This is a genomic window from Candidatus Magnetaquiglobus sp. (assembly GCF_058402785.1).
Genome location: NZ_JBZVFG010000013.1, coordinates 38,319 through 53,555 on the forward strand (window position 1 = coordinate 38,319; position 15,237 = coordinate 53,555).

At 62.1% G+C, this 15,237-nt stretch carries 14 protein-coding genes and 1 tRNA gene; 13 read left to right on the forward strand and 2 right to left on the reverse strand.

Annotated elements, in window-relative coordinates; genetic code table 11:
* The first annotated feature begins 163 nt into the window (after positions 1-163).
* From ACV4UY_RS06580 to ychF, 9 genes are all read left to right on the forward strand, one after another.
* Positions 164-1,312, forward strand: a complete 1,149-nt coding sequence (locus ACV4UY_RS06580) for a disk-shape morphogenesis protein volactin (protein ID WP_491606819.1) — start codon at positions 164-166, stop codon at positions 1,310-1,312.
* A gap of 10 nt (positions 1,313-1,322) precedes the next feature.
* A complete protein-coding gene (locus ACV4UY_RS06585) occupies positions 1,323-2,090 on the forward strand; it encodes a M90 family metallopeptidase (RefSeq protein WP_491606854.1) in 768 nt (255 codons plus the stop codon).
* Between the two features lie 15 nt (positions 2,091-2,105).
* A complete protein-coding gene (gene cysM, locus ACV4UY_RS06590) occupies positions 2,106-2,990 on the forward strand; it encodes a cysteine synthase CysM (RefSeq protein ID WP_491606820.1) in 885 nt (294 codons plus the stop codon).
* Positions 2,991-3,215: 225 nt separating this feature from the next.
* Positions 3,216-3,291: transfer RNA gene (locus ACV4UY_RS06595), tRNA-Lys, on the forward strand.
* Between the two features lie 159 nt (positions 3,292-3,450).
* Positions 3,451-3,996 carry a hypothetical protein gene (locus ACV4UY_RS06600; RefSeq protein ID WP_491606821.1) on the forward strand — a complete coding sequence of 182 codons (546 nt, stop codon included), beginning with the start codon at positions 3,451-3,453 and terminating at the stop codon, positions 3,994-3,996.
* A gap of 291 nt (positions 3,997-4,287) precedes the next feature.
* On the forward strand, positions 4,288-5,226 hold the full coding sequence (locus ACV4UY_RS06605) for a ribose-phosphate pyrophosphokinase (protein WP_491606855.1): 939 nt from the start codon (positions 4,288-4,290) through the stop codon (positions 5,224-5,226).
* A gap of 51 nt (positions 5,227-5,277) precedes the next feature.
* Positions 5,278-5,871 (forward strand): 50S ribosomal protein L25/general stress protein Ctc, encoded by a 594-nt coding sequence (locus tag ACV4UY_RS06610; RefSeq protein WP_491606822.1) that lies wholly within the window; start codon positions 5,278-5,280, stop codon positions 5,869-5,871.
* Between the two features lie 115 nt (positions 5,872-5,986).
* Positions 5,987-6,592, forward strand: coding sequence for an aminoacyl-tRNA hydrolase (gene pth / locus ACV4UY_RS06615; protein ID WP_491606823.1), 606 nt, complete (start codon positions 5,987-5,989; stop codon positions 6,590-6,592).
* Complete coding sequence (gene ychF / locus ACV4UY_RS06620) at positions 6,583-7,692, forward strand: redox-regulated ATPase YchF (protein WP_491606824.1); 1,110 nt, start codon at positions 6,583-6,585, stop codon at positions 7,690-7,692. The genes pth and ychF overlap by 10 nt, the downstream gene beginning before the upstream one ends.
* Positions 7,693-7,994: 302 nt before the next feature.
* On the opposite strand, the gene ACV4UY_RS06625 is transcribed toward ychF, so the two are convergent.
* Positions 7,995-9,617 carry a tetratricopeptide repeat protein gene (locus ACV4UY_RS06625; RefSeq protein WP_491606825.1) on the reverse strand — a complete coding sequence of 541 codons (1,623 nt, stop codon included), beginning with the start codon at positions 9,615-9,617 and terminating at the stop codon, positions 7,995-7,997.
* Positions 9,618-9,674: 57 nt separating this feature from the next.
* Entirely contained in the window at positions 9,675-10,457 is a 783-nt protein-coding gene (locus tag ACV4UY_RS06630; RefSeq protein ID WP_491606826.1) for a ParA family protein, read from the reverse strand.
* A 181-nt stretch (positions 10,458-10,638) separates the two neighbouring features.
* Between ACV4UY_RS06630 and ACV4UY_RS06635 the strand changes: the two genes are divergently transcribed.
* The 4 genes from ACV4UY_RS06635 to ACV4UY_RS06650 form a co-directional block, all read left to right on the forward strand.
* Positions 10,639-10,929, forward strand: a complete 291-nt coding sequence (locus ACV4UY_RS06635) for an RnfH family protein (RefSeq protein ID WP_491606827.1) — start codon at positions 10,639-10,641, stop codon at positions 10,927-10,929.
* Positions 10,926-11,702, forward strand: coding sequence for a tRNA pseudouridine(38-40) synthase TruA (gene truA, locus ACV4UY_RS06640; protein WP_491606828.1), 777 nt, complete (start codon positions 10,926-10,928; stop codon positions 11,700-11,702). Before ACV4UY_RS06635 ends, truA begins: the two co-directional genes overlap by 4 nt.
* An 88-nt stretch (positions 11,703-11,790) precedes the next feature.
* Positions 11,791-12,828, forward strand: coding sequence for a MamK family actin-like protein (mamK, locus tag ACV4UY_RS06645; RefSeq protein ID WP_491606829.1), 1,038 nt, complete (start codon positions 11,791-11,793; stop codon positions 12,826-12,828).
* 104 nt (positions 12,829-12,932) lie between these two features.
* Positions 12,933-15,237, forward strand: a 2,305-nt coding sequence (locus ACV4UY_RS06650) for a hypothetical protein (RefSeq protein WP_491606830.1), incomplete at its 3' end; no start/stop codon positions are given.

The following is a 15,237-nucleotide window of genomic DNA, read 5'->3' on the forward strand; positions in this document are numbered from 1 at the left end:
TCGCTGCCGGGCGATGGGTTGACTTTATCGAAACGTTGATATACCGTCCAAATTGGGGATTGCACCCCGACCCCTTCCACCCGTGGCACCCCTTCGCGGAAAACACACGGTACCTTTCATGAGTGTCCTGATCATCCAATCCCATTCCAAGGAATCTCCGCGCATGAGCACTTCCGAAACGATGGCGTCCGCGATCCAACCGGTCGCGCAACCCGTCCAGCCCGCCGCCCCGCAATCCGTCGCCAGCGCCGCCCCGCCACCGGCTCCAGCCCAGACCCCGCAACCGGCCCGGCCCGTGGCTCCGATGCGTGTCGCACCGACCCATCTGGGTCTGGATGTGGGCACCATGAACCTGGTGTGCGCCCGCGCCAACGCCCTGGGCAAGATCGAAATCGCCAGCCTGCGCAACGTCTTCCTGACCGTCGAGGATGTCCACATCGAGGGGATGGATCTCTCCAAGATCAGCCACGCCCGCATTGACGACGGGGTGTTCATCCTCTCCCACGACGCCTATAACTTCGCCAACATCTTCGGTTACCGTCTGAGCCGCTCGATGCAAAAGGGGATGATCAGCCCGGAGGATATCAACTCCACCGACATCCTGGCGGTGATGATTCGGGAGCTTCTCGCTCTTGAGCCAGGGGGCAAGCCGGGCAAATGCGTCTATTCGGTGCCCGGCGATCCGATCAACTCCAAGTCCAACGTGCTCTATCACCGCAACATCCTCGGGCGGATCATCAACGATATCGGCTTCGAGGCCGAACCCCTCAACGAGGCCACGGCGATCATCTACGCCGAGTGCGCGGATTCGGACTTCTCCGGCATCAGCATCTCCTTCGGCGCGGGGCTGACCAACGTCGCGGTGGTCTACAAGTCGATTCCGGTGCTCGAGTTCGCCCTGGGTCGCGGTGGCGACTGGATCGACGACAACGTGGCCATGGCCGTGGGCACCATTCCCAACCGGGTGGTGGCCATCAAGGAGAAGGATTTCCATCTGGACCGCTTCGACATGGGGCGCAAGAAGGAACGCAAGGTGCGCGAGGCGCTGGGCTTCTACTACAAGAATCTCATCCAGTACGTGGTCAAGAGCGCCTTGCAGGAGCTGGACCGTCGCGACCTGGATCTCGGCTTCCCGAATCGCATTCCGATGATCATTTCCGGCGGCACCTCGCTGGCCGGTGGTTTCCTGGACTACATCCGCTCCCAGGTGGAGGAGGTGGCCTGGCCCCTGGAGCTTTCCGAGGTCCGTTATGCCGGCGATCCGTTGAGCTGCGTGGCCCAGGGGTGTCTGATCAAAGCCTTGAAACAGTGATCCGACCCTGATCCGACTCTTTCGCACCTTTCGACGTCGGCGGATTCTGTCCGCCATGTCGTCGGATTCGACGACATGGCGAGGGATCCTGGAACGCTATCCGCTGTTCGCGGGGCTGGATGCGTCGCAACAGATGACGTTGCGTGGGCTCGCGGAGATCTTTTTGCATGAGAAGCGGCTCGACCTGGCCCAGGGCGCGCGACTGGACGAGAAAGAGCGTCTGTTGCTGGCCGCCGTGGCCTGTCTGCCGGTGTTGGCGTTGGGACTCGATCCCTACGATACCTGGCAAACCCTGATCGTCTATCCGCGCACCTTCGTGCCGCGTCGTTCCGAAACGGACGAGGCTGGCGTGGTCCATCCCATCGGACCGCGAGTGGGCGAGGCGTGGCCGCATGGTCCGGTGCTGGTGTCGTGGCGCGATCTGGAACGCGATCTGGCCGGTGAATGGGATTACGCCATGAACGTGGTGATCCACGAGATGTGCCATCAGCTCGATCACGGCAATGGTGGTTTTGACGGCATGCCGGCACTGCCGTCCGGGATCGCCCCCTCGCGGTGGATCCGGGTTTTTTCCGAGGCGTTCGCGCGTCTGGAGGAGGCCGAGAAGCGGCGCGAGGAGACCTTTCTGGATCCTTATGCGCTTGAGGCGCCCGCCGAATTTTTTGCCGTGGCGTGTGAAACCTTTTTCGTGGCGCCGGAGGATCTCAAGGAGGGGTATCCGGAGGTGTACGAACTTTTGAAAAGCTATTTCCGTCAGGATCCTTGGACGCGCATGTAACGAAGGGGGGAGAGGATGATCACGTTGGAAGCGTGTGTCGGCCATACGCCGCTGGTGGATTTGACCCGCATGACCGCCTCTTTCGCGGGCACGCGGATTCTGGTGAAGCTGGAGGGGACCAATCCCGCCGGTTCGGTGAAGGATCGGGCCGCCTTGAGTCTGTTCAACGGCGCCGAGGAGCGGGGGCTCCTGAAACCCGGCGCGCGCATCATCGAGCCGACCAGCGGCAACACCGGCATCGCGTTGGCGATGATCGCGGCGCGCAAGGGGTACAAGATCACCCTGGTGATGCCGGAAAACATGACCCTGGAGCGTCGGGCGATCATGAAGGCCTTCGGCGCCGATCTGGAGTTGACCTCCGAGGCGGGAAGCATGGAGGGGTCCATCGACCGGGCGCGGGAGATGGTGGCGGCGGGTGAGGGGTTGATGTTCGATCAGTTCTCCAACGACGACAACTGGCGGGCCCATTACCGTACCACCGGACCGGAGATCTGGGCGCAAACCGACGGACGGGTAACCCATTTCGTCAGTGCGATGGGCACCACCGGCACGATCATGGGGGTGTCGCGCGCCTTGAAGGAGCGCAATCCAGGGGTGCGAATCATCGGCGTGCAACCGGATGCCGAATCGCGCATTCCCGGCATTCGTCGCTGGCCCAAGGCGTATCTGCCGAAGATCTTCCAGCCCGAGCGGGTGGACCGGATTCTGGATGTCAACGAGGAGGAGGCCAAGGAGACGACCCACCGTCTGGCGCGGGAGGAGGGGATCTTTGCCGGCCATTCGGCGGGTGGGGCGGTGGCGGCGGCGTTGCGTCTGGCCGGGGAGTTGACCGAACCGGGGATGATCGTGGTCGTTCTGCCGGATCGCGGGGATCGCTATCTCTCCAGCACGTTGTTCTGATCGACCGGTTCCGCCTGGTCGCGTCGGTCGCGAGGGGTGCCTGGTGCAACGTTCTGATCGACCGGTTCCGCCTGTCGCGCCGGTCGCGAGGGGCGTGCGGCACGGGAGTTCCGCCGGGTGGACGGAATTGAACCGTGGGTGGCGCGGGGTTGTGTTTTTTTTCTTGACCGGATCCGCGTTCTTCAATAATATATGCGGATTGATTGCGCGCGATAAGTGCATCATGGGTCGTTAGCTCAGTTGGTAGAGCAGCTGACTCTTAATCAGCGGGCCGTAGGTTCGAATCCTACACGACCCACCATGATTTCAAACATTGAGAGCCGCCCGCAAGGTGGCTCTTTTTGTTTGGGGGCGGGCGCGTTTAGGGGGATCGTCGGGCCGTGTTTGAGTCCGCCTGACAGTTCGGAGGCGATTTCCGTGCGGAGTTCTGGGTCGTTGAACGGACCGGGGTGATCCAATCATGGACTATTCATCGATTCTGCAAGCGTTGCAACAGGCCAGTCTCTTCGATCTGTACCGTCTGCGGGTCGGGATCGACAACATGCTCGATCAGCCCGACCGGTTGCAACGGGTCCGGCAACGCATGCAACCCGGCATGACGATCACCTATTTCGACGGTCGTCAGAATCGTCTGACCGAGGCCGTCGTGGAAGAGGTGCAACGCACCAATGTTCATGTGCGCGACAAGGAGATGGGCAAAAAATGGCGCCTGCCCTTGTATATGGTCAATCTGGCGGGCGCGGACACCGACATTCATGCCGGGTCCGGAGCCGAAAAACTGGACAAGAATCAATTCAAGGTCGGCGATGCGGTCGGGTATCGCGATCGTCAGAACCGCGAGGTCTATGGCACCCTTGTCCAACTCAACCCCAAGACCGCCACCGTCGTGACCCGAACCGGAGAGCGGTGGCGGGTTTCGTATGGGATGCTGTTCAAGGTCATGGATGGGGAGGGGCGGCACGAATCGGATGGGGGCTGGATCGAGGGGGAGATCCTGCAATCCTGACGACGTTTTGGTTGCCAGACTGGCCTGTCGTGTCTGCCTGGCGTGGGTATGGTGGCCTTGTCGCGGGTTGGATGACCGGTTTGCGCCGCGCGTGGCGGCGTGAGCCGGCTTGAGCGCGGTCAGGCATTTTCAGGGGATTCGACACAAGAGGTTGCATCGGTGGAGGCTGGTCGCTATAATTATCTGCTGATTTGTGGATCCCTTGAAGGCGGGAATGGCTGACCGGCTCGGGCGGATGGCCTTCGATCCTTCCGTTCCCTCCAAAAGACGCGGATTGTCTGGCCCATGACCATCGAAAAAATGCGCATCTTCTCCGGCACCGCCAACCTTGAGTTGGGACGCCGCATCGCCGAATACCTCTCGGTGCCCATGGCCAATGCCACGGTCCGGCGGTTCGCGGATGGCGAGATCTTCATCCAGATCGACGAGAACGTCCGGGGGCGCGACGTTTTCGTGGTGCAGCCCACCTCGAATCCGGCCAACGATCATCTCATGGAACTCCTGATCATGGTCGATGCCCTGCATCGCGCCTCGGCGGGACGGATCACCGCAGTGATCCCCTATTATGGGTATGCGCGCCAGGATCGCAAGGAGGCCGGACGCACCCCGATCACCGCCAAACTGGTGGCCGATCTGCTGCACGCCTCGGGCGTCAAGCGCGTCCTGACCCTCGATCTCCACGCCGGACAGATCCAGGGCTTCTTCAACATGCCGGTGGACAACCTCTACGCCACCCCCGTGCTGCTCGCTGCGGTGCGCAAGTGGGGGATCGAGGATGCGGTGGTCATCTCCCCGGATATCGGTGGCGTGGTGCGGGCCCGCTCCTACGCCAAACGGTTGCACGTCGATCTGGCCATCATCGACAAACGGCGTCCGGCGCCCAACGTGGCCGAAATCCACCACATCATCGGTGAGGTGGAAAACAAACACTGCATCATCGTCGATGACATGGTGGATACCGCCGGCACCATGATCAAGGCCGCCGAGGCGCTCCTCGCCCACGGCGCCCTGTCGGTCTCTGCCGTCTGTTCCCATGGCGTGTTGTCGGGTGCGGCGGTGCAACGGATCCAATCCTCGGTGCTCGCCCGCCTGCTGGTCACCGATACGATCCAGTTGTCCCCCGAGGCCCTGTCCTGCCCGAAAATCGAGGTGCGCAGCGTGGCACCCCTGCTCGGCGAGGCAATTCGACGCATTTGTGACGAGGAGTCGGTCAGTTCGCTCTTCGTGTGATTTTTTTGCATACTGTTTCGATTGGATCATCTTTTCTTGGGAGTTTCAACCATGGCGATCATTCAGGCACAAACCCGTGAAGGTCTCGGCAAGGGGGCTTCACGCTTCTTGCGCCGCCAAGCCCGTGTTCCCGCGGTTCTCTACGGCGGAACGCGGCAGAATCGGAATCTCTCCCTGGACCGGAAGGAGTTGCTCAAGCTCCTCGAGACCGAGGGCTCCGGTCTGCGCACCCACCGTCAGGACATGGTGATCGATGGCGACGTTCGCGTCGCGGTCCTGCTGCGCGACTATCAGATCCATCCGCTTTCCGGCATGCCGGAGCATGTGGATTTCATGCGCTTCGATCCCAACCAGATCATTCAGGTCGAGGTTCCGATTCGCGTCAAGGATGAGGAGATCTGCGTGGGACTCAAAGCCGGCGGCATGCTGGATTTGATCCAGAAAGAGGTCGAGGTGCAGTGCCGCGCCGACGATCTCCCGAACTTCCTGGAGGTCTCCGTGGCCAAACTGGAAATCGGCGATGCCATCCATGTGCGTGATCTGCAACTGCCCGAGGGCGTGCACATCAACGCCGAGGACAACTTCACCGTGGTCACGGTGGTGGGTGTCCACGGCGAAGCAGCCGAGAACGCGGTCGCCGGCTGAGCGCCTGGATGCATACTCCGTGGGGCTTCGGATCGGGGCCCCGCGGGTGGGAGATGGGGAAAAAATCCCCATCGTGCCGGTTTGGTGAATCCCGGAGGCGCTCGGGGGTGCGAACGTGAAGCTGTTGGTGGGGCTGGGCAATCCCGGCGCGACCTACGCCCGGACGCGCCACAACCTGGGGCAGGATCTGCTCCTCGAAATGATCCGTCATTTCCAGTTCCCCTCCGGGGGCAAGCGGTTCGGCGGGCAGTTCGGGGATGGGCGCATCGATGGGGAGCGGGTGTTCTGGCTGATCCCCGAAACCTACATGAATCTCTCCGGTGAGGCGGTGGGCGCGCTGTCCCGTTTCTACCGCCTCACCCCGGAGGATATCATCGTGCTGCACGACGACGTGGATCTGGCCTGCGGCAAGGTGCGCATGAAGACCGGCGGCGGCAACGGCGGACACAACGGCCTCAAGTCGATCCAACAGCATCTGGGCTCCCCGGATTTCACCCGCATTCGTCTGGGCGTCGGGCGTCCCCCTTCGGGTGTGGATACCGCCCAATTCGTTCTGGCCGGCTTTCCGCCCGGCGAACATCCCTTGCGTGACCACATGTTGACCTACCTGCCCCCGGTCCTGCCGTTGATTCTGAACGGCGATCTCGCTGGGGCGATGAACCGCTACAACCTTTCCCAACTTCCCGCACCCCCAGGTAAAAAGGACTCCCCATGGCCGTGAGATGTGGCATCGTGGGACTGCCCAACGTGGGCAAGTCAACCATTTTCAATGCCTTGACCGCCGCTGGCGCCGAAATGGCCAACTATCCGTTCTGCACCATCGAGCCCAATCAGGGCACCGTGGCGGTGAACGATCCGCGTCTGGATGCCCTGACCGCCCTGATACGTCCCAAGCGAAAGCTTCCGGCGGTGATGGAATTTCTGGACATCGCCGGTCTGGTGCGTGGCGCGAGCAAGGGGGAGGGGTTGGGCAATCAGTTCCTCGGCCATATCCGTCAGGTGGAGGCCGTGGCCCATGTGGTGCGTTGTTTCGTCGATGACGACATCACTCATGTGCACGACAAGGTGGATCCGGCCCGTGACATCGACATCATCGACACCGAGTTGATGCTCGCCGACATGGCCAGCTTGGAGAAACGTCACAAGAGCATCGTGCAGAAAGCCCGATTCGGCGACAAGGAGTCCAAGGATCTGGTCACTTTGTACGAATCTCTCATGGCCGGACTGGACAACGGTATTCCGGTGCGGCGTCAAAAGCTGACCGAGCCGGAGAAACTGTCGATCCGGGATCTGTTTCTGCTCACCGCCAAGCCGGTGATGTATGTGTGCAACGTCGCGGATACCGAGGTGGCAACGGCCCAGGAACCCGGAAACCATCCGCTGGTGGATGCGGTGCGTGCCATTGCCGCTGCCGAGGGGGCTGGTGTGGTGGCGATCTGTGGCAAGATCGAATCCGAGATCGCCGAGTTGAATCCCGAGGAAACCCGTGCTTTTCTGGACGATCTGGGTTTGGAGGAGTCCGGGTTGGACCGTATGGTCCGTTCCGCCTATCATCTGTTGGGGCTGATGACCTATTTCACCGCCGGGCCGCAGGAAACCCGTGCCTGGACCATTCCGCAGGGGTCAACCGCCTACGATGCGGCGGGCGCGATCCATTCGGACTTTCAGCGTGGTTTCATTCGTGCCGAGGTGATCGCCTATCAGGACTACATGAGTGCCGGTGGTGAACAGGGTGCCAAGGAGCGTGGATTGTTGCGGGTCGAGGGGCGGGACTATCTGGTGGTGGATGGGGATGTGATGCATTTTCGGTTCAATGTGTGATGCGGGATCAATCCGCCTCTGGCAGTCTGTTCTGGCGATGGTTTCGTTTGATGTTTTGCAAAAAAATGAAAGGATGGAAGATAAACCGAATCCATCACGGGATGCGTCGTTCTGTTATCAAGGGTCCAGGGGGATTATCCCCCTGCTGGGATCCAAGGGCAAAGCCCTTGGGACGTTGCTTTTGACTTGAGCGCGCTCTTCTCACGAACCTCCGCCGGGGACCTTCGGCCCCCGGTTCCCCGCAAACGATTTTTGCCGGGACCTTCGGCCCCCGGTCCTCGCAACGATTCAACCATCCATCCTCAGGCCGGCAGAACACGATTCCAGATCGGAAATTCGTTCAAGGCATCGCTCTCAACCTCGCCGCTGATGATCTCGGCCAGAGTGACAAGCAACTCCGGCTGGGCATGACCATCCTTGACCGCCCGTTGGCAGTTGCAGCGCAAATCCCATCCCGGCGAACGGGCACCGGCCAACAAAAGCTTCTTCACCCGCCCCAGGGCAGTGTCGAAACGCTTGGGATCGTGGGCCAGAACATAGAACCAAAGTTCAAGAGAGAGGACCGGGTTGGTATCGCCAAGCAGGGTGATGGCCCTCTCCAGCAGGGGCAGGGCTTCGGCGTGTCGTCCCTGACAGAGCAACAACTGCACGAAATTGCTCAACCGGTGAATGTTGTTCGGATCGACATCCAACGAACGGCGGAAGAGATCCTCGGCAGCCTCGTGGTTGCGGCGCAGATTCTTCATGAACAAGGCAAAATTGCCCAGATGATTTGAATCGTGCGGATCGGCATCCAGGGCGCGATGATAATACTCTTCGGCGGCGTCGTAGTCGTGGCGAATGTTTTTCATGAACAGGGCGAAGTTGCCCAGGTGCGCCGCGTGGTTGGGATCGATTTCCAGCGCCGCGCGGAAATATTTTTCCGCCGCGTTGTGGTCGTGCCGCACGTTTTTCAGGAACAGGGCGAAGTTGCCCAGACTGTTGGCATCCTGTCCATCCAGGGTCAGGGCGCGCCGGTAGAGATTCTCGGCCAGATCGTCATCCCTCCGGGTGTCGTGAAGGAAAAAGGCGTAGTTGGCCAGCACCGAGGCATCCTGTTCGTCGGCGCGCAGGGCGCGGCGGAACATCGCGTCCGCTTTGTTCTCATCCCCGCGGATTTCGTGCAAAAAGAGCCCCAGATTGCCCATGTGGATGGCATTGTGGGGTTCGAGTTTCAAGGCTTGGCGGTAGTATGTTTCCGCTTCGTCCGGCGCGCGCCGCGCATCGTGGAGGAATGCGGCGAAGTTGGCCAGATTGGTGGCCTGGTTCGGATCGACCCCGATGGCGTGGCGATAGAGGGCCTCGGCCTGGGCGGAGTCGCGCTTGACCTCGTGCATGAAGAGGGCGAACTTGCCCAACAGTTCGCCGTTGTTGGGTTCCAGTTCCACGGCCTGACGAAAGAGACGTTCGGTCAGGTCGAAATCCCGGATCACCTTTTCGGCGACGAACCGTTTGGCCAACAACTCCGGGACACCGGAGGGGTTGGGATCTTCCTTTTCGGGCACCCAGCGGATTTCGTCCGAGGCCAGGATCGGTCCCAACCGGGCCAGAAGCTCTTCAGCCCCCTCGGAGAGGTGCGGTCCCGGACTCACCGGTCCGGTCTCTTCGGCCTCGTCCATGCTGGTGGGATGAAACTCCAGGGTGGCGATTTCGCCTGCCGCGGGTTGCCAATCGACGAGGGTGGCCGGATCGGTGGGCACGCCGGGACCGGCGATGCGCACCTCGAAGCCGTGCAGTCGCAGAAAGACCCAGTGGTTCCAGGTCTCCTGGGATTTTTTCGCCACCTTGCGACCGGTCAGGAAGGCGGCGATCGTGGCCAGTCCGTGCAAAAGCCCCAGGGAGTGGTGGGCATGGGGTTCATGCACCGGATGGGATGAGATGTTCATGTTTGGTCCAACCTTCCCAATAGAAGATTGCAAGGCAAGCCCGTCGGAGGTTCCAATTCAGGAAGCGGGTGATCCCTTGTGAGCCTGGGCGGTCCGCCGCGCTTCACGCTGCTTGATTTCGTTCCAAAGGCTCCGGTAGGCGTTGGCCTCCTGGCTGTCACGGGCGTAGGAGAAGAGCGGCGACCGTTTCACCCCCATGGCCTCGATGATGTTGGACTCGGGGATGATCGATTGCAGAAAGATCGGATGCTTGCCGAAGACGTTGCGGGTCACCACCCGGTGGATCGGCTTGTGCTCGTTGATCATGTTGAAGAACGGCAGAACGTGCAACCGGTTGGCGCGCCGCTTGACCAGAAACTGCACCAGGCTGTTGTAGGCGCGCAGCGACAACGGGGTGGGGATCAGAGGCACCACCAGAAGGTTGGAGATGTGAAAGACGTTTTCGGCCAGGATGCCCATGCCCGGCGGGCAGTCGATGAAAACGTGGTCATAATGCGACTCGAGGCTTTTCATCAGTTTGTGGAAGGCGGTGAGAGGTTTGGAACGCTGATCGATCTGCGCCTCCATGTGCCGGTAGGAGAGGTCCGCAGGCAGCAGATCGAGATTCGGGAATCCGGTCATGCGCAGGGAGGATTTTACGTCGGGATGACCGCCGAGGATCTCCTTGGCGCCCCCTTTCACCGACGGTTTCACGCACAGATAGAAACTGGTGCTACCCTGGGGATCCAGATCCCAGATCAGGGTTCGGGCCCCTTCGGACGCGGAGAGGTAGGCCAGATTGACGGCGGTGGTGGTTTTGCCCACGCCGCCCTTGATGTTGTACAGGGAATAAATCTTCATACGCGAACTTGCGCTCCTTGCGTGAATCCATTCCGATCGTCGATATGGAACGGGAGGGGAGGGTAGAAAAGGAAATTATATCGGCATTGTTGGTTGAAAGAAAGGCGTCAATGTGGGTATTCTTGTCAGAATGGGTTTCGTCAAGTCGCGATTGCAAGGATAATCAACGAGGAGAAGACTGATGAAAGTAGCCGTGGCCTATGCCGAGGATCAACGTCAGGTGGTGTTCAACCTGGATGTGGACGATGGGACCACCGCCGAGGCGGCGATCCGTCAATCCGGCGTCCTGGTTCGTTTTCCCAAACTCGACCTGGGGGTGAACAAAATCGGGATTTTCAGCAAGATCGTGCCTTTGGAACATGCTTTGTCCGCTGGGGATCGGGTGGAGATCTACCGCCCGGCGCTGGGCAAACCACCCAAGAAGGATCGTCCCGTCAAGGGTGCCGCCGCCGAGGGGACGGACGAGGCGTGAGTTCCGCATGGCCCGGGGCGACCCGCTATCGGTTGACCCTGGAGTACGACGGGGGCCGTTTTTTCGGCTGGCAACGCCAGGAACCGGGAACCAGGACCGTGCAGGGGGTGGTCGAGGAGGCGTTGACTCGCCTCTGCGGCCATCCGGTGCTGCTCGTGGGGGCGGGTCGCACCGATACCGGGGTGCATGCCCTGGGTCAGGTGGCCCACTTCGATACGCTCAAACCCCGCGAACCCGAGGTGTTCCGTCGGGCGCTCAACGTCTTGACCCCGCCCGAGGTGACGATCCTGGATGCGGCCCTGGTCCCCTCCGTTTTCAACGCCCGGAGAGCCGCCTGGCGCGAATACCTCTATCGTGTCCTGCCGCGTCGCGCCGCCTCGGCACTGGAGCGCGATCGGGTCTGGCACCATCCCGGCGCCCTGGATCTCGACGCGATGAACCGTGCCGCGCGTTGCCTGGTGGGAAAGCATGACTTCTCGGCGTTCCGTTCCGCCAACTGCCAATCCCTGACCCCGGTGCGCGAGGTGCATGGGGCGGAATGGATCCCAATGGGCGAGGAGATCCATTTCGTCATCCGCGCCAACGCGTTTCTCTACCACATGGTGCGCAACATCGTCGGAACCCTGGTTCTGACCGGACGTGGCAAGTGGTCCGAGGAGCGGTTCGCGACGGTGTTCGCCGGACTCGACCGTCGGGCCGCCGGTCCCATGGCGCCGGCCCACGGTCTCTATCTGTCGCGGGTCCATTACCAGACCGCGATCACACTTCCTTAAAACGGATTGAGGTGTGGCTCGGGATCGTTTATAGTCACTTTCGAGCCGATTATTTATGGGCCAAGGAAATTATCCCCTGGAGGAAGTCATGACGATCAAAAAGACCGAAGGCGTCTTACTGTTGGGCATCGATTTGGGAACGGCGCGCACCGCGGTCATGAGCAATCGCCAGTTCAGGGCACTGGTCCATACGGTCGTGGGCTTTCCCAAGGACATCATCGGGGTGAAGATCCTCAACCGCACCCAGGTCATCGGCGTGGAGGCGATCGAAAAACGGGCCATCCTGGATCTTTACCACCCGTTGCAGGATGGCGTGCTCAAGGAGGCCAGCGAAAAGGATCTCGACGCGGCCCATGAGATCCTGCAACACGTCGTGGAACTGGCCCAACCCAAAACCGGCGAGCGCATCTGCGGCATCATCGGCGTCCCGGCCAGGGCCTCGGGTGCGGACAAGAGCCAACTTCTCAAGATCGCCAAGGAGTTCATGGATGTCGCCATGGTGGTCTCCGAACCGTTCATGGTGGCCTACGGTCAGAACCGCCTCAACAACGCCATCATCCTGGACGTGGGCGCCGGCACCATCGACATCTGCGCCATGCGCGGCACCGTGCCCGGTCCCGAGAGCCAGATGAGCATCTTGAAGGGTGGCAACTACATCGACGCCCTGCTCGAAACCGCCATTCGCGACGCCAATCCCGGCGTGCAGGTGGATCGCTATCTGGCCCAGGGAATCAAGGAGCGCCACGGCTTCGTGGGCGAAACGCAACAACGGGTGATGGTGCCGCTGCGCATCCAGGGCAAACCGGCGGACGTGGATGTCACCGAACCGCTGCGCATCACCTGCGAAACCATCGTCGCCGACATGGTGGAGGGGATCAAGCGCATGCTGCTCCAGTTCGACCCCGAAAGCCAATCCCTGGCCCTTGCCAATTTGTTGTTGGCCGGGGGCGGGTCGCGCATTCGCGGCCTGGGCCCGATGATCGAATCCCAGTTGCGGGATTATGGCCAGATCCGGGTCACCCTGGCCGATGATCCCGACTTCGCCGGCGCCGAGGGGGCCCTGAAACTGGCCACCGAACTCCCGACCGAATATTGGGATCAGATCGGCGAAGTGATCGGAGCCTGACAGCCACCAGGACTATCCGTGGCACTCCCGAACGTGGCACTCCCGAGCGTGGAACGTCCTTGCGGGCGTGGCATGGTTTGGAGTGTTAGACAAGGGAGACAAGGATGCGCGACGGTGAATCCCGTTTGATTTCAGGGCTCTTTTCCATGGTTTGGGCCGTGCTTCTGGCCGGGGGCGCCATGCTCGTCGGCTTGAGGGTCTTTCGCGAGCTGGATGTGGTGGCCCTGGCCCAGTGGGCATCCCTGCCGTCGTTCCTGAGTATCCCGCTGCAACGACAGGGGGATGGGCTCATCATCGCCACCCTGGCCGGCGTGGTGGCGGGTTTTCTGTTTCTTTTTCTTTTCGGCTACCTGCTTCAGGCCTTCGTCGATGCGCTGCGTCTCGGCTGGGTGGCCCGATCGGTACGCGCGCGCGTGGCCAGCGGCGACAAGAACCCCGCGGCGTGGAGCTGGCCTTATTACGGTCGCTTCACCCGGCTGTGGCGTGAGTTCGCCCGCTCCCTGACCCCGGAATCCCTGCCGGAATCCACTCTGGCCCCGGCGCGAACCGTCTGGGTGGCCCATCTGCCGGCGGATCTGGTTTTCACCCAGCAAAGTCTCGTCGATGTGCCGATGCGGGTCGAGTTCTTCCGCCATCTTCCCGGCATCCTCACCGGTGCCGGCATCGTCAGCACCTTTGCCGGCATCCTCATGGGGTTGACCGGCTTCGACCCCTCGGTGGGCGCCGATCAGGTGTCCCGGGAACTCCAGGGACTCTTCATGGGGGTCTCGACCGCCTTCACCGCCTCCTTTTTCGCCATCATCACCGCCATCCTGGTCACCGTGGTCGAAAAGTTCCTGCTCCATGGGCGTTACGCCCAGGTGATCGCCCTGCAGGGGCTTCTCAACCGGCTGTTCGTGCCGGCGATCGAGCGTGGCGGGGAGGCTTTTGCCACCACCAGCGCCTGGGACGGATCGGTCGAGCGGATCGTCGCGGCCATCGAGCGTCTGGAGCCGCTTTTGACCCGCGAGCACGGCGAACGCGAGGATGCGATCATGGCGGTCAACCTGGGGTTGAGCGGCGTCATGGCCACCATGGAGCGGATCGCCGAGAATCTCTCCGCGCGCGAGTCGGAATACCGGCTCCAGCAGCGCGCCTGGATGACCGACATGACCAGCCTGTTGCGCGGGGTCGAAGAGGCGTCGCGGCGACAGTTGGGGATGTTGGAACAGGGGATCGGGCGGGAGGTGGCGACCCGCGAGTGGCTGGATGGCCGCCTGGACGGGATCGATGGACATTTGGCTCCTCTGGCAGGCCAATTGAGCGCCATGGGGGCGGGGTTGGTCACGTTGGGCGCCGACAGGAGCCGTGACGAGGCCGGTCAACTCACCAGCGCGGAAGCGTTGCGAACGGTGCTGAGTCGCATCGAGGCGCGGTTGGACGAGGGGCTGGTCCGTTTCGGCGTGCTCGAGGAGGTCCGCACGCAGGAAAACGCCGGTTTCGAGCGTCTGGGAAGCGGATTGGATGCCCTGGAGCGTGGCGTGGGCGATCTGGCCAGGGGGGTCGGAAGTCTCGGTCAGGGGGTGAGCGATCTGGGGCGGCGGTTGGATATGCAGTCGGCCCAGCAGATCGAACGTTCCCAGGAGTGGGCGGTGGGATTGGATCGTCTCGCCGATGGTGTGGAGGCGCAACGCGGCCTCGCCCAGAGGCATTTCGAGCTGGATCGGGAGTTTCAGGCCGCCTGGCGGCAGAACGCCGCCGGGATCGCTTCGGGTCTGGGTGGGTTGAAGGACAGGGTGGAGCGGATGGCCCGCCCTGACGGTGAGGTGGGTCTGGCCGAACGTCTGGATGTCTTTTCCGCCACGCTGGAACCGTTGCTCATCCGTTTGGCGGAGGAGTCGGGGCGTCAAGTCGCCGCGTTGTCCGAGAGCCTGGCCGGCCTGGCCAATCAGCAGGCCAGCGAAGCCGGGAGGCTCCTGGAGCGGCTGGCGGGTTGGGAACGGGTGGTGGTCGAGGGGCATGCCCTGTTGAGCGCGCTGGATGGACGACTGGAGGTACGGGGCGCCGAAGTGGCGGCCCGGTGGCGCGAAACCCTGGATGCGGTGGCCCGGTTGCGTGCGGGGCTGGATGAGCTGATCGAGCGTGTTCCCGAACGCGGGGAGGTCGCGGGGTGGTTGCGGGAGGCGGCCACGGAGTGGACGGCGGGTGCCGAGGCGCGACAGACTCGCCTCGAGGAGTTGGTTCGCGCCGGTCAGGGTGCGATCGCGGGCCGGATCGACGGCGGCTTGCAGGTCATGGAGGAGATCCGCGCGGGTCAGGGTGCGATCGCGGGCCGGATCGACGGCGGTTTGCAGGTCATGGAGGAGATCCGCGCCGGTCAGGGTGCGATCGCGGGCCGGATCGACGGCGGTTTGCAGGTCATGGAGGAGA